18 protein-coding genes and 1 tRNA gene are annotated in these 24174 nt (G+C 62.5%); 10 read left to right on the top strand and 9 right to left on the bottom strand.

Going from position 1 to position 24174, the window contains the following annotated elements:
• Nucleotides 1-128: 128 nt before the first annotated feature.
• A complete protein-coding gene (locus NKJ20_RS16125) occupies nucleotides 129-938 on the bottom strand; it encodes a class I SAM-dependent methyltransferase (RefSeq protein ID WP_352618552.1) in 810 nt (269 codons plus the stop codon).
• A gap of 21 nt (nucleotides 939-959) precedes the next feature.
• Here NKJ20_RS16125 and NKJ20_RS16120 point away from each other — a divergent pair, with 21 nt between their 5' ends.
• Nucleotides 960-1745 (top strand): TetR/AcrR family transcriptional regulator, encoded by a 786-nt coding sequence (locus NKJ20_RS16120; protein ID WP_352743164.1) that lies wholly within the window; start codon nucleotides 960-962, stop codon nucleotides 1743-1745.
• Between the two features lie 153 nt (nucleotides 1746-1898).
• Entirely contained in the window at nucleotides 1899-3275 is a 1377-nt protein-coding gene (locus NKJ20_RS16115) for a TIGR03808 family TAT-translocated repetitive protein (protein WP_352745247.1), read from the top strand.
• Here the strand turns inward: NKJ20_RS16115 and NKJ20_RS16110 are convergent.
• Together NKJ20_RS16110 and NKJ20_RS16105 are read right to left on the bottom strand one after the other, a co-directional pair.
• Nucleotides 3268-4272 carry an asparaginase gene (locus NKJ20_RS16110; protein ID WP_352743160.1) on the bottom strand — a complete coding sequence of 335 codons (1005 nt, stop codon included), beginning with the start codon at nucleotides 4270-4272 and terminating at the stop codon, nucleotides 3268-3270. The genes NKJ20_RS16115 and NKJ20_RS16110 overlap by 8 nt on opposite strands.
• Nucleotides 4273-4298: 26 nt before the next feature.
• On the bottom strand, nucleotides 4299-5465 hold the full coding sequence (locus tag NKJ20_RS16105) for an acetyl-CoA acetyltransferase (protein ID WP_352743158.1): 1167 nt from the start codon (nucleotides 5463-5465) through the stop codon (nucleotides 4299-4301).
• 224 nt (nucleotides 5466-5689) lie between these two features.
• Between NKJ20_RS16105 and betI the strand changes: the two genes are divergently transcribed.
• Genes betI through betB form a run of 5 tightly spaced genes read left to right on the top strand, consistent with a single transcriptional unit; the run spans nucleotide 5690 to nucleotide 11992 of the window.
• Nucleotides 5690-6280 carry a transcriptional regulator BetI gene (betI, locus tag NKJ20_RS16100; RefSeq protein ID WP_352454288.1) on the top strand — a complete coding sequence of 197 codons (591 nt, stop codon included), beginning with the start codon at nucleotides 5690-5692 and terminating at the stop codon, nucleotides 6278-6280.
• Nucleotides 6277-7806, top strand: coding sequence for a choline-sulfatase (betC, locus tag NKJ20_RS16095; RefSeq protein ID WP_352745244.1), 1530 nt, complete (start codon nucleotides 6277-6279; stop codon nucleotides 7804-7806). The genes betI and betC overlap by 4 nt, the downstream gene beginning before the upstream one ends.
• On the top strand, nucleotides 7806-8813 hold the full coding sequence (locus tag NKJ20_RS16090; protein WP_502902810.1) for a threonine/serine dehydratase family protein: 1008 nt from the start codon (nucleotides 7806-7808) through the stop codon (nucleotides 8811-8813). Before betC ends, NKJ20_RS16090 begins: the two co-directional genes overlap by 1 nt.
• Before the next feature lie 3 nt (nucleotides 8814-8816).
• Nucleotides 8817-10469 carry a choline dehydrogenase gene (gene betA, locus NKJ20_RS16085; protein WP_352745240.1) on the top strand — a complete coding sequence of 551 codons (1653 nt, stop codon included), beginning with the start codon at nucleotides 8817-8819 and terminating at the stop codon, nucleotides 10467-10469.
• 59 nt (nucleotides 10470-10528) lie between these two features.
• Entirely contained in the window at nucleotides 10529-11992 is a 1464-nt protein-coding gene (gene betB, locus NKJ20_RS16080) for a betaine-aldehyde dehydrogenase (protein ID WP_352449085.1), read from the top strand.
• Here the strand turns inward: betB and NKJ20_RS16075 are convergent.
• Both NKJ20_RS16075 and NKJ20_RS16070 read right to left on the bottom strand, forming a co-directional pair.
• Nucleotides 11956-14226 carry an AGE family epimerase/isomerase gene (locus NKJ20_RS16075; protein ID WP_352745237.1) on the bottom strand — a complete coding sequence of 757 codons (2271 nt, stop codon included), beginning with the start codon at nucleotides 14224-14226 and terminating at the stop codon, nucleotides 11956-11958. The genes betB and NKJ20_RS16075 overlap by 37 nt on opposite strands.
• A gap of 17 nt (nucleotides 14227-14243) precedes the next feature.
• Entirely contained in the window at nucleotides 14244-15758 is a 1515-nt protein-coding gene (locus tag NKJ20_RS16070; RefSeq protein WP_502902809.1) for a phosphomannomutase/phosphoglucomutase, read from the bottom strand.
• 205 nt (nucleotides 15759-15963) lie between these two features.
• Between NKJ20_RS16070 and NKJ20_RS16065 the strand changes: the two genes are divergently transcribed.
• Nucleotides 15964-16040, top strand: a tRNA-Pro gene (locus NKJ20_RS16065).
• Between the two features lie 70 nt (nucleotides 16041-16110).
• On the opposite strand, the gene NKJ20_RS16060 is transcribed toward NKJ20_RS16065, so the two are convergent.
• The 4 genes from NKJ20_RS16060 to NKJ20_RS16045 form a co-directional block, all read right to left on the bottom strand.
• Complete coding sequence (locus NKJ20_RS16060) at nucleotides 16111-17730, bottom strand: ABC transporter ATP-binding protein (RefSeq protein WP_352449088.1); 1620 nt, start codon at nucleotides 17728-17730, stop codon at nucleotides 16111-16113.
• 1 nt (nucleotide 17731) lies between these two features.
• Complete coding sequence (locus NKJ20_RS16055) at nucleotides 17732-18850, bottom strand: ABC transporter permease (protein WP_352745233.1); 1119 nt, start codon at nucleotides 18848-18850, stop codon at nucleotides 17732-17734.
• Complete coding sequence (locus NKJ20_RS16050) at nucleotides 18843-19766, bottom strand: ABC transporter permease subunit (RefSeq protein WP_352745231.1); 924 nt, start codon at nucleotides 19764-19766, stop codon at nucleotides 18843-18845. The genes NKJ20_RS16055 and NKJ20_RS16050 overlap by 8 nt, the downstream gene beginning before the upstream one ends.
• A 158-nt stretch (nucleotides 19767-19924) precedes the next feature.
• The gene (locus NKJ20_RS16045) at nucleotides 19925-21517 is read right to left on the bottom strand and encodes a peptide ABC transporter substrate-binding protein (RefSeq protein ID WP_352745228.1); all 1593 of its coding nucleotides are present in this window, start codon (nucleotides 21515-21517) and stop codon (nucleotides 19925-19927) included.
• Between the two features lie 381 nt (nucleotides 21518-21898).
• On the opposite strand from NKJ20_RS16045, the gene NKJ20_RS16040 reads away from it, so the two are divergent.
• Both NKJ20_RS16040 and NKJ20_RS16035 read left to right on the top strand, forming a co-directional pair.
• Nucleotides 21899-22378: a TadE family protein gene (locus NKJ20_RS16040; RefSeq protein ID WP_352449092.1), complete on the top strand. Its 480-nt coding sequence runs from the start codon at nucleotides 21899-21901 to the stop codon at nucleotides 22376-22378.
• A 1-nt stretch (nucleotide 22379) separates the two neighbouring features.
• On the top strand, nucleotides 22380-24164 hold the full coding sequence (locus NKJ20_RS16035) for a pilus assembly protein TadG-related protein (protein WP_352745226.1): 1785 nt from the start codon (nucleotides 22380-22382) through the stop codon (nucleotides 24162-24164).
• Nucleotides 24165-24174 lie beyond the last annotated feature (10 nt).

Genomic DNA, 24174 nt, shown 5'->3' with positions numbered 1-24174 from the left:
CCCATCATCGACTCAATCTCCTCTTACGACGAAGATTGAATCAGTGCTTCAGGACTGCTGCAACCCGGACTTTTTCAACACTATCGGTGTAAAGCTGACCATGCGAATGCCTCAACGCGCTATCGCGCTTAGAGCGCCGTAAGGCTAAGGTCCGGCTGCGCAATTAGATAGCGGAGCCCCTTGGTTCCGACGTCGCCTCGCTCAGCGATATTGAAGCCGAGCCGGCCGAGATCCGCTGCGATTTTGTCCAAATCGACGTAACCATGCCGGTGGAGCCGAAACGTGCTCTTCCGGCGCGGCGGTTTTGCAAAATCGACGATAAGCACGCGACCGCCCGGCTTCAGGACGCGGAAGGCTTCTCTGCCAAAATCCTCGCGGCCCTTCTTTGGAAGATGGTGGAACATCAGCGTGCTGAGGACGACATCAAATTCCCCATCCTTGAAAGGCAGTTCCTGAGCGGTGGCGGTCGAGAACCCGACTTGTAACCCTGCCCGCCGGGCCTTTGCCGTTGCGCGCGCAACCATTTCGGCGGAGGCGTCGACGCCGTCCACACGCCCCTCCGGCCCCACCTTCTGTCTGACGAGGAGCGCGGTGGTGCCGGTGCCGCACCCGACATCCAGGACCACTTCTCCCGGTTTCAGCTCCGCAAAGCTTAATATCCTTTCGCGAAAAGCACGTTCGCGACCGAAGGTCAGAAGCCACGCCAGCATATCGTACAGGGCGGCGGAATGAAGCGTGATGCCGACATGCGGCGCCTTCTCCTCGCCGGCGGCCGGTCTGCGGTCCTTGGCGGACAGCCGCCCGTGAGCGCTTTGCCATATCAATAAGCTCGCGACTACGACGAGTGCACCAGCATGAAGCAGGAGGACGGGAACTCCCAAGGAAAAGACCGCATTTGCCTGTCCCAACGAGAAAAATGCCGCGAGCACCACGGCCACTTTGACGAGCGCGACTAGCGCATGCCCTCCAACTATTGTTCCGAAAAGACGTTGGTGCATTGCTTTATCTCCGGCCAGCCGGGCATCGCGCCGGGCCTTCCGCAAGAGCATATGATACTGGACAGTGTGTCCAGTATCAGTTTTACTGGCCACATCGCACCGACGCGCCCAATACTGGACGATTTGGTGTCCTTTGGCCGGAAAAGGATGTTGCCGATGCCAGCCGGACCGATCGACCGTCGGGTCGCCAGGACCCGCAGCCGACTGCAGCAGGCGCTTTTCAGATTGACCGCCGAGAAGGGATATACGGCGATCACGGTCGAGGACATCTGCAGGGAAGCCGATGTCGGCCGCTCGACTTTCTACACGCACTATCCCGATAAGGACTACTTGAGGAAAGCAACGATCGACGAGCATATGAAGGGCTTGCAGGCACGTGGTGCCGAACGCCATTCGCAGAGAAATGCCAAGGGCTTTTCCTTCAGCGGTCCGGTGTTCGAGCATGCTCTTGCCACGCGGGAGATGCACCGTGCGCTGATGGGCGGGAAAAAGCGCGAAATGCCAGAAGAGATCCGCGGCTGGATAAGCAGGCAGGTTCGCCATGAGTTGGCGAATATCCAAGGTGATGAAGGCGGAGTCAGACTTGAGATCGCCACACGCTTCATCGTTGGCGCGTTCTTTGAAGTGATGCACTGGTGGCTTGAGAGGGATACGAAGCTGTCCCCCGCGGAGATCGACCAGACATTCGTGCAACTTGCCTTCAACGGGGTAAATGCGGTGTTCGCCGAGCCAACGAGGATCGAATAGAGATCAAAAGGGGCTTCGTTTGATCGCCCACAGAAAGGCCGAAAGCAATATTCCGTCCTGGCTGGCAAGCTTCAGATTTTCACCACGAGTTCGACCGGGCTAGTCTGGCACGAATCCTGCGGCGTGGCCGTTGAACGCAAGGGATCTGTGCCGATGTTGAACAGACGAACGCTGCTTGCGCAGACCGCCGGCTTTGCCGTCATGGGGCTTTCGCTCGGCAAGGCAGCGGCGAAAAACCTTCCCGGCATCGAGAAAGCCGCGATGCGTGGCGCGATCAACGCGACCGAGCTCGGCGTCCGGCCCGGCGCGCTAGACGACCAGAGCAAGGCTTTCACCAAGCTGCTACGCGACGCGCACGACCGCGACATGCCGGTGTTCCTGTCGCCGGTGATCTATATCGTTTCCAACCTGTCGCTGCCCGGCCGGGTGCGCCTGTCCGGCGTACCGGGCGCATCGCGGATCGTCTATGGCGGCAATGGCCATCTCATCATGGCCGAACAGGCCGAGCATATCGAACTCAGCGGGCTGGTGTTCGACGGCAGCAACCGCTGGATGGGCGACTACGCGCAAGGCCTGCTCGATCTGCGCCGCATCGCCCATCTGGTCGTCGACAATTGCCAGCTTACCGGCAGCGGCAAGCACGGCCTAGCGCTCGAACACGCCTCGGGCCGCATTGAGCGCTCGGAGATATCCGGTGCGGCCGATGCCGGCATCTATTCGGTCGAGGCCGATGGCCTGGAAATATCAGGCAATAGCGTCTCCGACTGCGCCAATGGCGGCATTCTCGTGCACCGCTGGCAGGCGGCGGAAGACGGCACCATCGTCAGCCGCAACCGGATCGAGCGCATCCAGGCGCGCAGCGGCGGAACCGGCCAGAACGGCAATGGCATCAATGCGTTCCGCGCCGGCAATGTCATCATCTCCGGTAATATTGTTTCGGACTGCGCGTTTTCGGCGATCCGCGCCAACAGTTCCAGCAATTTGCAGATCACCGGCAACACCTGCTCGCGTTCGGGCGAGACGGCCGTGTATTCCGAATTCTCCTTCGAAGGGGCGATCATCGGCAACAACATCGTCGATGGCGCCGCCAATGGTATTTCGATCGTCAACTTCAACGAAGGCGGCCGCATGGGCGTGTGCTCCGGCAACATCGTCCGCAATCTGGCGACCAGCGGCCCCTACCCTGCGGACGCGCCCGGCTTCGGCGTCGGCATCAGCGTCGAGGCAGACACCACAGTTTCCGGCAATGTCGTCGAGAATGCACCGCTCTACGGCATGCAGATCGGCTGGGGACCGTTCATGCGCAATGTGGTCGCCACGGGAAACGTCATCCGCAAGGCGGGGACCGGCATCGTCGTGACCGTGGTCGAAGGTGCCGGGACGGCAATCATCTCCGACAATGTCATCGACGGAGTCCAGAACGGCGCGATCGTCGGCCAACGCTGGGCCGAGCCGGTGACCGGCGACCTCGCCGCATCAGGCAATGCCGGCTACGCGCATTTGACCGTCGAGCGCAACCACGTCAGTTGAAGGTGGCCGTCGGCCGGAGCGCGCCGACTTTGGCACCGATCCGGCTTTCGATGGGCGGATTTGCCTGTTCGATCAATTTCGCAGCGAGCGCCTGGTCGGCGTGCAGCAGCTTTGCCAGCACGGCCGCGACCATCACTTCAGCGGCGCGGCCGGCGCCATCGTCGCATTTCAGCGCAATGCCAAGGCCGAGCTCCGGAAGGGCGGCGCAAAAAACACCTTCGGCGCCTCCCTTGACGAAAATCCGGCCCGGCGCGGCCTCCATCATCGCTACATCGGACCTGCCCGTGCCGGCGACGAAAAACGGCTCGGCCATGCAGGCGGAAAGCAGCCGCTTCGCCGCCCGGGCGCGCACCGGTTCGAAGCCGGCACCTGTCGCCATGCGGGCAAAGCCAAGGGCAAAGCTGCGCAGCGGCACGGCATAGGTCGGAATCGAGCAGCCGTCGGTGCCGCGGTGATCGGCGTCATGGGCAGCACCGGTCACCGCCTGCATCGCTTCGCGGACCATCTCCTGCGAAGCATGGCCAGCCTTGACGTAACCACGATGGGCGATGCCGCTGTGAACGCAGGTGCATAGGAAGCCTGAGTGCTTGCCGGAACAATTATTGTGCAAGGTGTTCGGCGCACGGCCGGCGCGCGCGAGCGCCAGCGTCGCCCCGTGGCTCGACGGCCAATGCGCGCCGCATTCGAGTGCCGTCTCGTCGAGGCCGGCTTTCGCCAGCATGGCGCGCGCCAGCTCGACATGCGGCGGCTCGCCGGAATGGGAGGCGCAGGCCAGCGCCAGCTCCCGGTCACCGAAGCCGTAGGCATCGGCAGCGCCGCTCTCGACCAGCGGCAACGCCTGGATCGCCTTGACCGCCGAACGCGGGAACACCGGCTGTGCCGTGTCGCCGATCTCCCAGACGGGCTTGCCGTCGGCGTCGAAGACGGCAACAGCGCCGCGATGCGCGCTCTCGACGAGAGCGCCGCGCAAAACTTCGACCAGAACCGGATTTGTCATGTCACCTCCCGCAAATGCGGGCGGGTTTATCTGATCCGGTCGAGAATGGAAACGTAGTTGGCGACCGCGGCACCACCCATATTGAAGATGCCGCCGAGCTTTGCTCCCGGCACCTGGATGCCGCCCGCCTCGCCGATGAGTTGCATCGCGCTCAGCACATGCATGGATACGCCGGTGGCACCGATCGGGTGGCCCTTGGCCTTCAGCCCGCCAGACGGATTGACCGGCAGCCTTCCATCTTTCGCCGTCTCGCCATCCAGGGCCAGCTTGGCGCCCTCGCCCGGCTTGGCCAAGCCCATCGCCTCATACTCGATCAGTTCGGCGATGGTGAAACAGTCATGCGTCTCGACGAAGGACAGGTCGCCGAGCGTCACGCCCGCCTGCTTCAGCGCCTGGTTCCAGGCCCGCTCGCAGCCTTCGAAGGCGAGAATGTCGCGCTTCGACATCGGCAGGAAATCCTGCACATGCTCATTGGCGCGGAAGGCGACGGCGCGACGCATCTTCAGCGCCGTGGCCGTGTCGGCAAGGACAAGCGCGGCGGCACCGTCCGACACCAGCGAGCAGTCTGTGCGCTTCAGCGGACCGGCGACGAAGGGGTTTTTTTCGCTTTCCTGCCTGCAGAACTCGTAGCCGAAATCCTTGCGCATCTGCGCGTAGGGATTGTCGACGCCGTTCTTGTGGTTCTTGGCGGCAATCATCGCCAGCGCATCCGACTGGTCGCCGTAGCGCTGGAAATAGGCTTGGGCGATCTTGCCGAAGACGCCAGCGAAGCCTGCCGGCGTGTCACCGTCCTCCGGCAGATACGAGGCCTTGAGCAGGTTCTTGCCGATCTCGGGACCGGGCGTCGTCGTCATCTGCTCGGCGCCGACCACCAGCACGATACGGGCGGCATTGGCGTCGATGGCGCGGATGCCTTGCCTGACCGCCGCCGAGCCGGTGGCGCAGGCGTTCTCGACGCGGGTCGCCGGCTTGAAGCGCAGCCGGTCGTCGGCCTGGAGGACCAGGCTCGCGGTGAAATCCTGGCCGGAAAACCCGGCGTTAAAGTGGCCGAGCACGATCTCGTCAACGTCATCCGGACCGATGCCGGCATGATCGAGCGCCTCGACTGCCACCTTGGTGATCAGGCCCTCCAGCGTCTCGCCTTCGAGCTTGCCGAAGCGCGAATGCGCCCAACCGACGATGCATGCTGTCATGGCGATCTCCATCCTGTGGACCCGGGCTACGCGATACTGCGCGCGCATCAGCATTGTTCAAGCATGAACCGTTTCGCCGGCCTCGTGAAGGGGCCAGAACCGCACAATCGCTTGATCTTGATCATCTGGTCATAGTGCCTGGCTTTTGCCAGCAAATCAGGCCGGATTTTTGTTGATTGATGCGTCAATAAAAAATAATCTTGTCGCAACAGGTCGGAGCAGGAATGCCGAAACTCGGAATGGAGCCGTTGCGCCGCAGGGCGCTCATCGACGCAACGATCTCGGCGATCGGCGAGCGCGGTTCGCTTGATGTGACGATGTCGGAAATCGCCGGGCGCGCCGGCGTGTCCTCGGCGCTTGCCCACCATTATTTCGGCGTCAAGGACGAATTGCTGTTGGCGACGATGCGGCACATCCTGAGCGAGCTCACCGCCGATACGCGCCGTGCACTTCGCGCGGCCGGCACGGCGCGCCAGCGCGTCTCGGCGGTGGTCGCGGTCAATTTCTCCGACATCCAGTTCCAGCCCGAAACGATCGCCGCCTGGCTCGCCTTCTATGTCGAGGCGCAGAAATCGGCAGCACTCCGCCGGCTGCTCAAGGTCTATGCGCGCCGGCTGCATTCCAATCTGCTCAGCGGGCTGGCCGGCATCCTGCCGAGAAGCGAGGCCGACCGGGTCGCCGAAGCGACCGCGGCGCTGATCGACGGGCTCTATATCAGGCGCGCGCTGAAGGACGGTGTTCCCGATGCCGCGACCGCGATTGCACTGGTCGAGGACTATCTCGAAACGAAGCTCAGCGGACGGCAGAAGCAGTGACATCCAAGCGACCCAATATCCTGATCGTCATGGTCGATCAGCTCAACGGAACGCTGTTTCCGGATGGGCCGGCGGACTTCCTGCACGCGCCGCATCTGAAGGCGCTCGCCGCGCGTTCGGCGCGTTTTGGCAACAATTACACGGCCTCGCCGCTCTGCGCGCCGGGCCGCGCCGCATTCATGAGCGGCCAGTTGCCGTCACGCACCGGGGTCTATGACAACGCCGCCGAATTCGCGTCTTCGATCCCGACCTTTGCCCATCATCTGCGTGCCGCCGGCTATCACACCTGCCTTTCCGGCAAGATGCATTTCGTCGGTCCGGACCAGTTGCACGGCTTCGAGGAGCGGCTGACCACCGACATCTATCCGGCCGATTTCGGCTGGACACCCGACTATCGCAAACCCGGCGAGCGCATCGACTGGTGGTATCACAATCTCGGCTCCGTCAGCGGCGCCGGTACTGCTGAGATCACCAACCAGCTGGAATATGACGACGAGGTCGCCTTCCATGCCGTGCAGAAGCTTTATGATTTTGCCCGCGTCTCCGACGATGCCGCACATCGGCCCTGGTGCTTGACGGTTTCTTTCACCCATCCGCACGATCCTTACGTCGCACGGCGGCAATACTGGGACCTCTACGAGGATTGCCCGGCGCTCGAGCCTGAGGTCGGCTTCATTCCTTACGACAGGCAGGACCCGCATTCGCAGCGGCTCTACCGCGCCAGCGACTATGACAGGTTCGACATCACCGCTGAGCAGATACGCCGCGCACGGCGCGGCTATTTCGCCAACATCTCCTATCTCGACGACAAGCTCGGCGAATTGATGTCGGTGCTCGAGCACACACACATGCTCGACGACACGATCATCCTGTTCTGCTCGGACCATGGCGACATGCTGGGCGAGCGCGGCCTGTGGTTCAAGATGTGCTTTTTCGAAGGTTCGGCGCGGGTGCCGCTGATGATCGCCGGCAAGGGCATCGCCGCCGGCCTGATCGACACGCCGGTCTCCAATCTCGACGTGACGCCGACGCTTTGCGACCTCGCCGGCATCGACATCAGCGCGATTGCGCCGTGGACTGACGGCCAGTCGCTGCTGCCGTTGCTGAACGGAAAGAAACGCTCCGCGCCGGTGCTGATGGAATATGCCGCCGAAGGCTCCAACGCGCCGATAGTGGCGATGCGCGAGGGCCGCTACAAATTCATCCATTGCGAGATCGATCCGCCGCAACTGTTTGATCTTGAATCGGATTCGCAGGAATTGACCAATCTCGCCGCCGATCCGGCCAATGCGGCATTGGTGGCCGCTTTCACCGACAAGGTGCGGGCGCGCTGGGACATGGCGGCCTTCGACGCGGCGGTGCGTGCCAGCCAGGCACGCCGCTGGGTGGTCTACCCGGCGCTGCGCAACGGCACCCATTATCCCTGGGAATTCCAGCCGCTGCAGAAGGCATCGGAGCGCTACATGCGCAACCACATGAACCTCGACCTGCTCGAAGAGCAGAAGCGCTTTCCGCGAGGCGAATGATGGCAGATAGTCTCGTCCCCTCGCTCGACCATCTCAGGCAGGCCTATGCCGTCACCTCCAAGGCGACGCAGGTCACGCCGCTGCTGGAATCGGCGGCACTCGCGCGCGAGACCGGCGCCGCCCGCGTCTTCGTCAAGGCCGAATCGCTGCAATGGGCAGGATCGTTCAAGGTGCGCGGCGCCTACTGGCGGCTGAAGAAGCTCTCGCCTGACGAAGCCAAAAAGGGCGTCGTTGCCTACTCCTCCGGCAATTTTGCGCAGGGGCTAGCGGCGGCTGGCCAAGCGCTTGGCATTCCCGTCACCATCGTCATGCCGATCGACGCGCCGGCCGCCAAGCGCGACGCCACATTGGGTTACGGCGCGCGCGTGGTGCTGACTGACCATGGCGAGCGCGCGCGTGAGGAAGTCGCCGCCGCCAAGGCGCGCGAGATCGCTGCGAGCGAAGGTCTGGCGCTGCTGCACCCGTTCGACGATCCGGAGATCGTCGCCGGCCAGGCCGGTGCCGGTCTGGAGGCACTCGACCAGCTCGCCGCCAGGCAAGCGGAGGCCGATCTCTTGTTCTGCTCGGTCGGCGGCGGCGGCCTGATCGGCGGTGTTTCACTGGCCTTTCACTATCTGTCGCCAGCCACGAAGATCATCGGCGTCGAGCCGGAAGGTTTTGACGGCATGGGCTCGTCGCTGGCGCATGGCGCCATCGAAACCATGCCGATCGGGCCGAAATCGATCTGCGACGGGCTGATGTCGCGGCGGCCCGGCGACGCGCCGTTCGCAGCGGTGAAGGCCGCCGGCGTTCGCGGCGTCACCGTCGACGATGCTTCGGTGCGGCGCGCCATGCGCCTCGCCTTCGAGCGGCTGAAGCTGGTGCTCGAGCCATCCGGCGCTGCTTCGCTGGCGGCGTTGCTCGGCGGCAAGGTCGACGTCACCGGCAAGACCGTTCTCGTAATGGCAACCGGCGGCAACGTCTCGCTGGCCGATTTCATTGCGCATATGAACCACGGGCGCGCATGAACCATGCTTGAAGCGGATTTCGTCATCATCGGCTCCGGCTCGGCCGGTTCGGCCATGGCCTACCGGCTGTCGGAGGACGGCAAGCATTCGGTGATCGTCATCGAATATGGCGGCAGCGATATCGGGCCGCTGATCCAGATGCCGTCGGCGCTGTCGATCCCGCTCAATATGAGCCTTTACGACTGGGGCTTCGCCAGCGAGCCGGAGCCGCATCTCGGCGGCCGCGTGCTGGCGACGCCGCGCGGCAAGGTCATCGGCGGCTCATCCTCGATCAACGGCATGGTCTATGTGCGCGGCCATGCACGTGACTTCGACCATTGGGCCGAACAGGGTGCCGCCGGCTGGGGGTTTGCCGACGTGCTCCCCTATTTCAAGCGCATGGAGGACAGCGCAGGCGGCGAGAATGGCTGGCGCGGCCACGGCGGCCCGCTGACTGTGCAGCGCGGCTCGAGGACGAACCCACTCTACGGCGCCTTCGTCGAGGCAGGCCGTCAGGCCGGTTTCGAGCTGACCGACGACTATAACGGCGCGAAGCAGGAAGGCTTTGGGCCGATGGAGCAGACCATCCGCGGCGGCCGTCGCTGGTCGGCCGCGAGCGCCTATCTGAGGCCGGCGCTGAGGCGGAAAAATGTCAGCCTGGTCAAGGGTTTCGCCCGGCGGGTAATCATCGAGAATCAACGCGCCACCGGCGTCGAGATCGAAGTGCGCAAACGGATTCAGGTGGTCAGAGCGCGACGCGAGGTGATCGTTGCCGCGTCCTCGATCAACTCGCCCAAGATCCTGATGCTGTCCGGCATCGGCCCCGGCCAGCACCTTAGGGAGAACGGCATCCCGGTGATCGCCGACCGGCCCGGAGTCGGCCGCAATCTGCAGGACCATATGGAACTTTACATCCAGCAGGAATCGACAAAGCCGATCACGCTGAACTCCGTCTTGAACCCGTTCTCGAAGGCGCTGATCGGGGCACAATGGCTGTTCTTCAAATCCGGCCTCGGTGCCACCAATCATTTCGAGGCGGCCGCCTTCGTGCGCTCGCGCGCCGGCGTCGACTATCCCGATATCCAGTATCACTTCATCCCGGCCGCGGTCCGCTATGACGGCAAGGCGGCGGCCAAGGCGCATGGTTTCCAGGCGCATGTCGGGCCGATGCGGTCGAAGTCGCGCGGTTCAGTCACGCTGCGCTCGCCCGATCCCAAATCGAACCCGGTGATCCGCTTCAACTACATGTCGCATCCGGACGACTGGATGGAGTTCCGCCACTGCATCCGGCTGACCCGCGAGATCTTCGGGCAAGCGGCCTTCGATCCGTACCGAGGCAAGGAACTGTCGCCGGGCTCGCATGTACAATCGGATGAAGAGCTCGACGCCTTCATTCGCGACCACGCCGAAAGCGCCTACCACCCTTGCGGCACCTGCAAGTTGGGCCGTGCCGATGATGCGATGAGCGTCGTCGATCCGGAATGCCGCGTCATTGGCGTCGAAGGGCTTCGGGTCGCCGATTCCTCGATCTTTCCACGCGTCACCAACGGCAATCTCAACGCGCCGTCGATCATGACCGGCGAGAAGGCCGCCGACCACATTCTCGGGCGTACGCCGCTGCCACCGTCCAACCAGGAACCATGGATCAATCCGCGCTGGCAGGTGTCGGACAGATAGGCCATGATCCGGCGGACGCATATTCCGCATGCCGCGACAAGACGATTTGGAGAACAGTCATGCGCGCCCAGCCAACGGCATCGCATTATGTCAACGGCCGCTATATCGACGACGAGCGCGGCGCAGCGCTGCCGGTTATCTATCCGGCAACCGGCGAGACCATCGCCATCCTGCGCTCGGCGACGCCGAACGTGCTGGAGCTCGCGATCGAGGCGGCGCGTGCAGCACAACCGGCCTGGGCGCGGCTGAAGGCGGTCGAACGCGGCCGCATCCTGCGCCGCGCCGCCGACATTTTGCGCGCGCGCAATGCCGATCTGGCGCGCATCGAGACGCTGGATACCGGTAAGCCGATCCAGGAGACGCTGGTCGCCGATGCCCCGTCGGCGGCCGACTGCCTGGAATATTTCGGCGGCGCCGTCGCCGCCTTTAATGGCGAGGCCGTCGATCTCGGCGGACCCTTTGCCTATACCAGGCGCGAGGCGCTCGGCGTCTGCGTCGGCATCGGCGCCTGGAATTACCCGATCCAGATCGCCGGCTGGAAGTCGGCGCCGGCCCTCGCCATGGGCAATGCGATGGTGTTCAAGCCCTCGGAGAACACGCCGCTTTCAGCGCTGGCGCTCGCCGAGATCTACACCGAGGCCGGGCTGCCCGACGGGCTGTTCAACGTCGTGCAGGGTTTTGGCGATGTCGGCGCCGGTCTTGTCGGACATGATGTCGTCGCAAAGGTCTCGGTGACCGGCTCGGTGCCGACCGGCCGCAAGGTGCTGTCGCTCGCCGGCTCGAAGATGAAGCACGCGACGATGGAGCTCGGCGGCAAGTCGCCGCTGATCGTCTTCGAAGACGCCAACCTCGAAAATGCCATCGGCGGCGCGATGCTCGGCAATTTCTATTCGACCGGCCAGATCTGCTCCAACGGCACGCGGGTCTTCGTGCAGAGCAGCATCCATGACCGTTTCGTCGAGAGGCTGACCGAACGGACGAAGAAAATCCGCATCGGCGATCCGCTCGATCTGGACACGCAGATGGGGCCGCTGGTCTCGAAGGCGCAGCACGACAAGGTGGTCTCTTACATCGAGGCCGGCAAGCAGGATGGCGCGGTGCTCGCCTGCGGCGGAAACGTGCCTTCGCTGCAGGGCTTCCAGGGCGGCTTCTTCGTCGAGCCGACGGTGTTCACCGGTGTCACCGACACGATGCGCATCGCGCGCGAGGAGATTTTCGGGCCGGTGATGAGTGTGCTGAAATTCGACAGCGAGGACGAGGTGATCGAGCGCGCCAACGATACCGAATTCGGCCTCGCCGCCGGCGTGTTCACGCGCGACCTGGCGCGCGCCCATCGTGTCATCGCCGAACTGCAGGCCGGCACCTGCTGGATCAACGCCTACAATCTGACGCCGGTCGAAATCCCGTTCGGCGGCTTCAAGCAGTCCGGCATCGGCCGCGAGAATTCGCTCGCGGCACTGGCGCTCTATTCGCAGCTGAAGTCGGTCTACGTCGAGACGGGTGATGTCGCCAGCCCGTACTGATCCTTGGGCGCAGTGCCGTCCAGATACTGCGTCAGCGCGCAGACGAGATGATAGAAGATGCTGGCCGGCACCTCGCTCGCCAAGGAGCGGCCACGCTCGTCAATGCGGTCGATCCACAGGCCGAGCGGTGCCGGATTGATGTGCCAGCGGAACAGCCGGCCGACACGCGCCTCGATTTCCGGCTTCAGGTCGGGACCGCCCGAACCGTCCAGCGCGATCGCCGCCTTGATCGCTTCGGCCTGCGGCCAGCTGCGCGAGACGCGGTCGAGCGGCAGTCCTTGCCGCGAGACGGCGCCGTAGGCGAGGCCCGTGGCGCGGTTCAGGCCATTGGCAATCGCCGACGCGTAAAGCTTCCGGGCAAGACCGGTCAAGCCGCTCTGGCCGCTGCGCCCGGCGAAGTCGACCAGCAGCGAGGCCCATTCGAAATGATGGCCAGGTTCGGTCCACGTGCCCTTCTCGCCAGGGGCCGGCCGCCATTCATGGTCGAAATACTCACCCAGCGTCCAGCTTTCCGGGTCGAAGAAATGGCTGCGAAACAGATCGACGATGCGCGCGGCGCGACGAAGATAGGCGCGCTCGCCGGTCGCCTGATGCCAAGCCAGGAATGCCTCGAGCAGATGCATGTGCGGGTTGGAGCGGCGCTCGCCCTCGCCGCTCGAGGTCTCGCGGAAGCCGGTCAGGCGTTCGTCCTCGAGATGCGCGTCGATGAACGCAAAGGTCTCCTGGCCAAGCCGCAACGCATCGGGATTGCCGCACATATGGGCATGCGCCAGCGCCAGGAGCACGCAGGAATGGTCATAGGCATCCTCGGCGGCGTCGGCGACGGTGCCGTCGACGTTGAGCGTGCGTACCCAGCCGCCATTGTCGGTACGTCCGTGCCTGGCCATGAATTCGAGACCGTGGCTGATCAGCCGATCGGCAGGGCCGTTCCAGCCGCGCGCCTTGGCGACGGCGAAGGCGTAGATCTGCCTGGCCTGCGTGCGCATGCGCTTGGGTTTCATCAGGGGGGCGGCATCGAAGCCGAGCGCCTCGTGGAACCCGCCATGGCGCTCATCGACGCCGACCGTCGACCACAACGGCACCGTCTCCTCGAACAGCCAATGGTGCACGCGGCGCTGCCAGGCGCCGCTTTCGATGACGCGATCGTCGGCGGGCGTGAACCTGGTCTCAAGGCGGCCGCTTTTTTCGAGCTGCTCGACGATCTTTTTGACGTTTTGGCTGTGGCTGACCGGAGCAACGAAAGTGGCGTCGGCGGTCGACACGATGGCGACGTCCTTCAGGCCTATGGCCGACAGCAGGCGGCCGTCGCTGCGGATATAGGAGTTCTCGCAATCGATGGCGACGACATCGCCGACGATGACATTGCCCTGCCTGTCGGAGGGGCCGACATCGAGCAGCGATTGCCAGGAGCCGAGATCGTTCCAGCGAAAGCCGGCCGGCACCATGGCGATGCCGCTGGCGCGCTCCATGATCGCATAGTCGATCGATGTCGATGGGATGGCGGCATAGAGCTCCAGAGGCATGTAGAGGCCGGAAAGATCCGATGTCGCAGCCTGGTAGGCAGCCTCTGTGGCGCTCCAGATGTCGGGCTGGAAGGCCATGAACGCGTCGCGCATGGCACTGGCGCGAAACAGGAAAATGCCGGTGTTCCAGTAGAAATTGCCGGCCTCGAGATAGCTCTGCGCCGTGGCGAGATCGGGTTTTTCGACGAAACGCGAGACATCGCAGATGCCATCGCGCTCGCCGGCCACCTCGATGTAGCCGTAACCGGTCTCGGGTTGGGCGGGCTTGATGCCGAACACCACCAGCCTGCCTTGGCGCGCGGCCGCCGTGCCGGCCTCGATGCTCCGCCAGAATTGCTGTGGCGTCGCGATCTCATGATCGGACGGCACCACCAGCACCAGGCTGTCGCCGAATTCCGACAGCGTGCGCAGGCTTGCCAAGGCGACGGCCGCGGCGGTGTTGCGTCCGGTCGGCTCGAACAGCGGGCCGCCGCCGGAAAGCTCGTGACCGGCAATGTCGGCATGAACGCGGTCGGCATGCCTTTCCGAGGCAATCAGGAAAACCGGCGTTTCGCCTTCCAGCCGCGCGGTCAGCCGGCGCAGCGTCTTGGCCAGCATTGAGCCGTCGCCGGAGAAATCATGGAACTGCTTGGGATTGTCCTCGCGCGACAACGGCCACAGCCGCGAGCCGACGCCGCCGCTCATCACAAAACTGACGATCCGTTCGGTCATGAAAACAAGCCTCGTGCTCAAAAGGTCTGATTGTAGGCGCCGACTTCGGGGCTGCGGCGCAGCACCGCATCGACGGCTTCGAACATCTGCCGGCGCCGCTCGGACGATACCGGGCTCTCCACCACCACCACAAGCTCCGGCTTGTTCGATGATGCCCTCACCAACCCCCATGTACCATCCTCCGCCACGACCCTGACGCCGTTGACGGTGATCAGTTCGGCGATCTTCTGGCCGGCGAAGACCGTGCCCTCGTCCTTCATCTTGCGAAAGTCGCCTACGACCCGCTCGACGACGCCGTATTTGAGCTCGTCGGCGCAGTGTGGCGACATGGTCGGCGTGCCGAAGGTCAGCGGCAGATCGCGATAGAGGTCGGCCATGCTGCTTTGCGGGCTGCGATCCAGCATCTGGCATATGGCGATGGCCGTGACCAGGCCATCGTCATAGCCGCGGCCGATCGGCGGATTGAAGAAGAAATGGCCCGATTTTTCGAAACCGGCGGCGGCGCCGAGTTCGGCGACGCGCCGCTTGATATAGGAGTGACCGGTTTTCCAATAGTCGGTGACCGCGCCATTTTCCCGCAACACCTTGTCAGTCATGAACAATCCGGTCGACTTGACGTCGACGACGAAAGTCGAGCCGGGATAGAGGTGCGAAATGTCGCGCGCCAGCATGACGCCGACCTTGTCGGCGAAAATCTCGTTGCCTTCATTGTCCACCACGCCGCAGCGATCGCCGTCGCCGTCGAAGCCAAGCCCGACGTCGGCGCCCGTTTCCAGCACCTTGTCGCGAATGGCGTGCAGCATCTGCATGTCTTCGGGGTTGGGATTGTAATTGGGAAACGTATGATCGAGCTCGACGTCGAGCGGGATCACCTCGCAGCCGATCCTTTCCAGTGCCTCGGGAGCGAAAGCCCCGGCGGTGCCGTTGCCGCAGGCGGCCACCACCTTGAGCTTCCTGGAGATACCCTTTCCTGCTGTCAGATCGTCAAGGTAAGTTTTGCGGAAGTCCGCAACGAAGTCATAGGAGCCGCCACCGACAAGATCGAAATCGCCTGAGAGCACGATTGCCTTCAACGCGCTCATCTCCTCCGGACCAAAAGTGAGCGGGCGCGCCGCGCCCATCTTGACGCCGGTCCAGCCATTCTCGTTGTGCGAGGCAGTGACCATGGCAACGGACGGCGTGTCGAGCGCGAACTGGGCGAAATAAGCCATCGGCGACAGGGCCAGCCCGACATCCTTGACCCGTGCGCCAGCGGCCATCAGCCCGGAAACCAGCGCCAGCTTGATGGCAAGCGAATAGGAGCGGAAATCGTGACCGGTGACGATGTCGGGCCCGGCACCCAGGCGACGGATCAGCGTGCCGAGCCCCATGCCGAGCGCCTGGACGCCGATCAGATTGAGTTCCGGCGTTTCGTTCGAGCCGGGATGGCCGAACCACCAGCGCGCATCATATTCGCGAAACCCAGACGGCTTGATCAGCGCCGAGGTTTCAAACTCAAAAGTGTTTGGTCTGACATCGCTAACGATCTTCATCGACAAGGCTGCAAACTCCAGGCGGCTGAATCAGGTGCTTCGAGGCAAGTGGACGGTTACCCAGAAGCCCTTTAAGCCGTGTTTGTGCGACAGGAAACTGAAACCTGTATGACGTGGCGGCGAAAGCGAAAGAAATGCGACAGAAGCGCTGCCATTGGCGCTTGCAGTAACCAAACGCGGCGGCTATAAGCCCGCGGTCTGGTCACGGAGTGTAGCGCAGCCTGGTAGCGCACATCGTTCGGGACGATGGGGTCGCAGGTTCAAATCCTGCCACTCCGACCAGAAAAAACAGCGGCTTAGCTGTTTTTGTTCCCGAAACAACCACCATCCGCCGCAGTTCTGACCAATCGCGCTATGCGCTCAGGCGAAATCGCGTCACGTCGATGGCCGCGGCCATCAGTGTCTGCGTATAGGTTGCCTGCGGATTGCTGAAGATTGCCTCGGCCGGTCCCTCCTCGACGATCTTGCCCTGCTTCATGACGATGATGTAGTCGGCCATGGCGCGCACGACGGCGAGATCGTGGCTGATGAACAGATAGGACAGCTCGTGGTCGGCCTGCAGCTTGCGCAGCAATTCGACGATCTGCTTCTGCACGGAGCGGTCCAGCGCCGAGGTCGGCTCGTCCAGCACCACCACTTTCGGCTTCAGTATCATGGCGCGCGCAATGGCGATGCGCTGCCGCTGACCGCCGGAGAATTCATGCGGATAGCGGTTGCGCGTGTTCGGGTCGAGCCCGACTTCGAGCAAGGCATCGACCGCGCGGAGATCGCGCTGCCTGCCCGACAGATTGGGCTCATGGACCAGAAGCCCCTCGGTGATGATCTGGCCGACGGTCATGCGTGGCGACAGCGAGCCGAACGGATCCTGGAAAACCAGCTGCAATTCGCGCCGCAGCGGCCGCATCGCCTGGCGGTCGGCGTGGGAAATGTCGCGGTCACCAAGCCGGATGATACCGTCGCTGGGCAGGAGCCGCAGCAAGGCGCGGCCGAGCGTCGATTTTCCCGAGCCGGATTCGCCGACGATGCCGATCGTCTGGTTGCGCTTCAGCCGTATCGAAATGCGATCGACGGCGCGCAGCAGCAGCGGCTCGCCGCCAAGAAATCCGCCGCCGATCTTGAAGGTCACCTCGACGTTCCTGCCTTCAAGCAGGACAGGGGCATTCGGAGGCGGCGGCGCCTTGGTGCCGGTCGGTTCGGCGGCAAGTAGCATCTTGGTGTAGCCGTGCTGCGGGTTGGCGAAGATCGCTTCCGCCTCGCCCTCCTCGACCACCTCGCCATAGCGCATCACATAGACCCGATCGGCAAAGCGCCGGACGATGCCGAGATCGTGGGTGATGAAGACGATCGCCATGCCGAGCTTGCGCTGCAATTCGGCGAGCAGCATGAGGATCTGCGCCTGGATGGTGACGTCGAGCGCGGTCGTCGGCTCGTCGGCGATCAGTATGTCGGGGTCGTTGGCCAGCGCCATGGCGATCATGACGCGCTGGCGCTGACCGCCCGACAACTCGTGCGGATAGGATTTCATCCGCCGCTCCGGATCGGGAATATGGACCAGCCGCAGCAGCTTGAGCGCCTCCTCGCGCGCCGCGGCGGCGCCAAGTCCGCGATGCTTGCGGATCGGCTCGATCAGCTGGTTGCCGATCGAATAGAGCGGGTCTAGCGACGTCATCGGCTCCTGGAAGATCATGCTGATCTTGCGGCCGCGGATCTTGTTGAGCTCGGGCTTGCTCAAGGTCAAAAGATTGCGGCCGCGATAATCGACGGTGCCGGTGGCTTCGCCGTTCGAGGCGAGCAGGCTCATCGCCGCCATCATCGTCTGGCTCTTGCCGGAACCGGATTCGCCGACGACGGCGACGGTTTCGCCTGATTTGACGTGGATATTGATGCCCTTCACCGCCTCCACCACACCGTCGAGGGTGCGGAAGCGGACCCGAAGGTCCTTGACGCTGAGGATGGTTTCGGAAGCGGCCATCTCAACGATCCTTCGGGTCGAGCGCATCGCGCAGCCCATCGCCGACGAAATTCAGCGCGAACAGCGTGGAGACGAGAAAGAAGGCCGGGAAAAGAAGCAGCCAGTTGGCCGAGCCGATGTTCTGGGCGCCAACCGAGATCAGCACGCCCCAGCTGGTCATCGGTTCCTGGACGCCAAGCCCGAGGAACGACAAAAAACTCTCCAGGATAATGACCTGCGGCACCAGCAGCGTCATGTAGATCACCACCGGCCCGAGCAAATTGGGGATCACATGGCGCAGCAGAATGCCTCGCTGGCCGACGCCCATCGCTTCCGCCGCCTGGACATATTCCTGCCGGCGGATCGACAGCGCTTGTCCGCGCACGATGCGCGCCATGTCGAGCCACAGCACCGCGCCGACCGCCAGGAACATCAGCACGAAGTTCCTGCCGAAGAACACCACCAGCATGATGACGAAGAAGATGAACGGCAAAGAATAAAGCACGTCGACGACACGCATCATCACCTCGTCGACCCTGCCGCCGGCAAGGCCGGCGCTGGCGCCGTAGAGCACGCCGATGACCACGGCCACAATGCCGGCAAGCAGGCCGATGGCTAGCGATATGCGCCCGGCCATCAGCGTTCGGGACAGGAGATCGCGGCCGGTATTGTCGGTGCCGAACAGGAAATATTGCTGCTTGATCGAGGCACTCATCACCATTTCGAGACCGTCCGGCGATTTGCTCTCGATCTTTGTGTCATCAAAGGTATCGGAACGATCAAGGTAGCGAATGTTGCGGTCATCGATCGGCTTGGACGATTTGACGGTAACGAACACACGGCTGTCCTCCTGCCGCCACTCCTTGATGTCGACGCGCATTCGCCTGATCGCCTCATCGAGAGCGCCTTCGATCATGTCGGCCTTCGGATAGGCGGAGAAGCTCGGCGGCGTACGGACATAGTCGGCATAGATGGTGGTGTATTGGTGCGGCACGAAATAGGGCCCAAACACGCTGATGACGGCGATGAAGGCAAGATAATAGAGGCTGAACATGGCCGCGCGATTGGCCTTGAGGCGCGCCCAGGCGTCACCCCACAGGGACCGGCCGACGACCGGTGCGGCAACTGCGATATCAGTCATAGCGCACCCTCGGATCGACGACCCCATAGAGGACGTCGACGATCAGGTTGAAGACAATTGTGAAGAGCGCGATGACCACCACCGTCCCCATCACCAGCGTGTAGTCGCGGTTGAGTGCAGCAACGACAAAATGGCGGCCGATGCCCGGGATAGAGAAGATGGTCTCGACGATGACCGAGCCGGTGAGAAGGGCTGCGGCTGCCGGACCGGTGAAGGAGACGATCGGCAGGATGGCGCCGCGCAGTGCATGCTTGACGACGACCGACCAGTCGGACAGGCCGAGAGCGCGCGCGGTGCGGATGTGATGCGAGTGCAGCGATTCGATCATCGAGCCGCGCATCAATCGGGCGACGATGGCGATCTGCGGAAGAGCGAGCGTCAGCACCGGGCCGACCTTATTGATGAGGGCTCCATCGCCCCAGCCGCCGATCGGCAGCAGCTTCCAGGTCAATCCGAATACAAGCTGGATTACCGGGGCGATGACAAAGGTCGGTATGGTGCTGCCGGCGGTCGCCAGCGCGATCACCGAATAGTCGGCAAGCTTGTTCTGGTTGAGCGCGGCAACAGTGCCGAGCACGCTGCCGAGGAGCAGCGCCAGAACGAGCGCCGAAGCGCCGAGCTGGATTGAGATCGGCAGGCCCTCCTTGAACAACTCGCCGACGGTGAAATCCGGCATGTTGTAGCTGGGGCCGAAATTGCCGCGCAGAAGATTGCCGAGATAGTGGAGGTACTGCAACCAGAGCGGATCGTTGAGGCCGAACTGGGCTTCGAGATTGGCCCTGATCTCGGGGCTCAGGCCCCGCTCCTGGTTGAACGGGCCGCCCGGCGCGACGCGTATCAGAAAGAACGCCATGGTCACGATGACGAACAGCGTCGGAATGGCGGTCAGAAGCCGCCGGAATACGTAACGCAGCATCGGTGCCCCGCTTGATCCAGAACAAAGGCGTCCAGCCGGACGATTGCGCTCTGGCCTTCAAATCTTCGCATCGGTCTTCCGAAAATCGATCCGATTCACGGACGTCCGATGCGACGGCAAGCCACCGCGCATTCGATGCGCGGTGGCCCGGCCAGGGATCAGTCCTTGCTGATGAAGCGGGACGGATGGATGTCCATCACATTGTCGTCGAAGCCATGCAGCTTCGAGGAAACGATATCGTGGTAGCTGTAGTAGAGAAGCGGGATCTCGCCGACGTCATCGATGAGGATGCGCTCGGCCTCGGCGAGTTCCTTCATGCGTTCTGCAGGGTTGCCGCCGGCGGCCGCCGCCTTGTCCATCGCCGCCTCGTATTTTGGGTTGTTGTAGACCGAATAGTTGTTGCCGCTGGCTTTGCGGGAGATGCCGAGGAAGGTTTCGGGATCCTTGTAGTCGGCGATCCAGGCGGCGCGCGCCACGTCATAGTCTCCCTTCTGCTCGAGGAAGGAGTAGTGGGTCTTGGTGTCGGTATTGAGGAGTGTGATCTCGACGCCAAGCGGCTTCAGCTGTTCCTGGATCGCGACTGCCGTATTCTTGTGGTTCTCCGAAGTGTTGTAGCGGATCTGCATTTTCAGCGGATGCTCGGGTGTATAGCCGAGTTTCTCGAGGATCTTCTTGGCAGCGTCCTCGCGGTCGATCTGCGGCATGTCGGCGTATTTGGCCATTGCCGGCGTATAGCCCTCGATGCCGGGAGGCACCATGGAATAGCCGGGCAGCATCGAATTCTGCCAGACTTTCTCCGCCAGGAAGTCGCGATCGATCGCCATCGAGATGGCGTTGCGCAGCTCGACATTATCCCACGGCGCCTTATCGGTCTTGATCGCATAATAGTAGATGCCGAGATATGGCCCGACACGGACCTGGTCGCCGAATTTGGCCTTAAGGTCGCCGAGCTGTTCCGTCGGCAGGTCGCCGTAACTGTCGAGTTCGCCGGCCTCGAAGCGCTTCATCGCCGACGAGCGATCCTCGGTCGGGATGTAGTTGACCACGTCGAACTTGACGCTCGCGGCATCCCAGAATTTCGGATTCTTGACCAGCTTCAGATGGTCGTTGGGAATCCACTCCGCCGCTGTAAAGGCCCCGTTGGAGACCAGCTTGCCTGCCTTGATCCAGTCGGCGCCAAGCTTTTCGATAGACGCCTTATTGACCGGATAGGTCGCCTGGTGGGTCAGCATCTCCAGGAAATACGGCGTCGGCGCCTTCAGCGTCACTTCCAGGGTGTTAGCATCGATCGCCTTGACGCCCATGTCCTCCGGCTTGCCCTTCTTGGTATTGACCTCCTCCGCATTCTTGACGGGATAGAGCATGGAAGCGTATTCGGCAGCGGTGGCCGGATCTTCTAGCCGACGGAAAGAATAGACGAAGTCGTCAGCCGTCACTGGGCTGCCATCCGACCAGAGGCCGTCCTTGCGCAGCTTGAATGTGTAGACCTTGCCGTCGTCGGACACCGTCCAGCTTTCGGCGGCGCCCGGAATGAGATTCGTCTTCTGGTCATGCATGACGAGGCCTTGGAACAGGTCGCGTATGATATCGGCTTCGTAGACCGTCGAGGTCTTGTGCGGATCGAGCGTCTCCGCTTCGGCGGCGGATCCGCGGTTATAGACGGTCTCGGCGAAAGCCGGCGTGTAGAACGTACCGGCGGCCAAGACTATGGTCGTGGCGAGTACCGTCGCCTTCAGCACATGTTTCAGCATGGAGTTCTCCCTAATGGCGTCGCCCTTCGGCCACGTCTCTAAGTGTTGACGCCCCGAAACCGATTGGTTGGTTCCTTTCGAGCGCGCAGCCGGTTCCCTTTCCGGCAGCTGGTGGCCAAACAGTAACGTGGAGATTTTTTATTTCAACAGACTCTCGGGGTCACCCAAAGTAAGGGGGCCGGGGCAGTCGTTTTGCGGGCGGCCAATCAATGGTCGAAACCATGAGTTTGACTGGGTTTCCTGGCCAGAACGCCGATCTGGGAAATAATCTGGCCGATCATTTCAGTTTACCGGATTGTATTAATTGGTTCTTAGGCAACCAAGGGTTACAAATTTCGATGGGATCGGCACATCGACCTTGGGTTCCAACGGGCAAGGGCAATGAACAAGATAGACAGTAATACTGTCGCATTGAAGCGTAAAATATTGCGCCAAGTACGGACGAATCTACGCAAGATTGGAGAAGAGTCCGGAACTTCCGCGGTCGAGTTCGCCCTGCTTTCCCCAATCTTTATCCTTCTTTTGCTCGGAATGGTTGCATATGGTATCTATTTTGGTGCAAGCAACTCCTTGCAGCAAATCGCCGCCGATGCCGCCCGCACCGCAATTGCCGGATTGAATCAAACCGAGCGCCAGGCGCTGGTGGCGAGTTTCGTCAAAAACAATGCCAGTGGATACCCGTTCGTCGATTCCGGCAAGCTGACCTATCAGGCGACGGACAGCACGGCCGACGGAAATCAGTTCGTCGTATCGATCCAGTACGATGCCAGCAACCTGCCGATATGGAACCTGTTGCCCAGCCTTGCGATGCCGCAAACCACGATGTCACGCAGGTCGACCATCAGGATTGGAGGCATTTGAAATGTCGCAGTTCTTGCTGAGGGGCATCGGGCGGATCGCTCGCTCGATGGTTGGCGACGAGAAGGCGAACTTTGCCGTCATGACGGCGCTGATAGCACCGTTCGCGCTGGGGTTGGCGGCCTTCGCTGTCGACGAAGGTTCGATCTACACGGAGCGCAGGGAAGCCCAGGCGATGACCGATCTGGCGGCGATCACCGCGGCGTCGAACATCAACAATATGGAAGCCGCGGCGGTAACCACGCTCAGTGACAACCGAATGCCCGGCATCATTGTTCAAAAGGCAGGTCAGACAATTGTTCCCACGGTTGGCAAAACCGTCGTGTCGATCACCGGCGGCCGATACTCAGCGGCGTCCTCCGTTGGTGTCGACAAGCGCTTCGAAGCCGGCAAAACGCCTTACAATGCCGTTCGCGTCACTCTGCAAAAAATCCCCGCCCGCTATTTCGCCAGTTCGCTCATCCCTACTCCGGTTGTCGGCACCGAAGCCATTGCCAGTGTGACCCCGCAAGCGATGTTCTCGGTCGGGTCCAGGCTCCTCAGCGTCAATGGCGGCATCCTCAACGCGCTTCTCAGCAAGTTGCTGGGCGCCAACATTTCGCTCAGCGTCATGGACTACAACGCGCTGATCTCGGCCGATGTAAACGTGCTTTCGTTCGTCGATGCCCTTGCCGTACAGTTGCAACTGACAGGTGTCAGCTATTCCGACGTGCTGGCGTCAAAAGCGACGGTAGGCCAGATCGCGACCGCCATGGCCAATGCGTCCGGGTCGGGCAGCGCCAGCAAACTTGTGCTGCAGACGATCGCGTCGAGGGCCACCAACACAGTCAAGATACCCCTCAGTCATCTTATCGATCTTGGCTCGATCGGTAAGCTCGGCCTCGGACAAAAGTCTCCCGGCTTTTCCGTCGACGCAAGCGCGATGGGCATGCTGGGTGCCGCCGCCTCGCTGGCCAATGGCTCAAACCAGGTCCAGGTCGATCTCGGCGCCACTATTCCGGGACTTACCTCCACCACGCTCGCCATCGCCATCGGTGAACCGATGCAATACTCACCCTGGCTGGCCGTCGGGGAAAAAGGCACCGTGGTGCGCACCGCGCAGACGCGCATCAAGCTGGTCACCACAGTGGGCATCGGCAATTCCAATCTCGGCGGCGGCATCAGTCTGCTGTCCGTCAACCTGCCTCTGCATGTCGAAGTCGCCTATGCGGAAGCCAAGCTAACCGACATCAGCTGCCCGACGGGCCGGCCGGATAGCATCAAGGTCTCGATCGCCACGCAGCCTGGCGTGGCCTCGCTGCACCTTGCCACCAGCGACGCCGACAACAACCCATCGGCCTTCGCCGATTTCAGCAATCCGCAATCGTTCTCCGATGCCACGATTGCACAGGTAAGCGTAAAGCTTCTGCTGCTCACCCTCAATCTGCTCGATGTGAAGGGTTCGTCATCACTTGCCATCACCAACAACGATCCGACCGCATTGACGTTCGACAGCACCGATATCGCCAACAAGACGATAAAAACTGTCGCCACAAAAAACCTGACGCAATCACTCACGACATCGCTGGTCAGCGGCCTCTCGCTCTCGGTCAATGCACTGGGCCTCGGGCTGGACGTGACGGCCCTGCTCGGAACGGTTAAACCGGCGGTGGTAACGGTTCTGAACGGCGTGACGGCGCCGGTCGACGAACTGGTCTATAACGTGCTTGCAGCTGTGGGCGTGCATGTCGGCGAGGCTGATGTGCGGGTTGTCGGCGCGACTTGCGGGCGCTCCGTGCTCGTTCAATGAGATAATGAAA

The sequence above is a fragment of the Mesorhizobium sp. M0185 genome (genome assembly GCF_040322175.1).
Lineage (GTDB): Bacteria > Pseudomonadota > Alphaproteobacteria > Rhizobiales > Rhizobiaceae > Mesorhizobium.
This window is presented reverse-complemented; position numbering and strand designations above follow the sequence as displayed.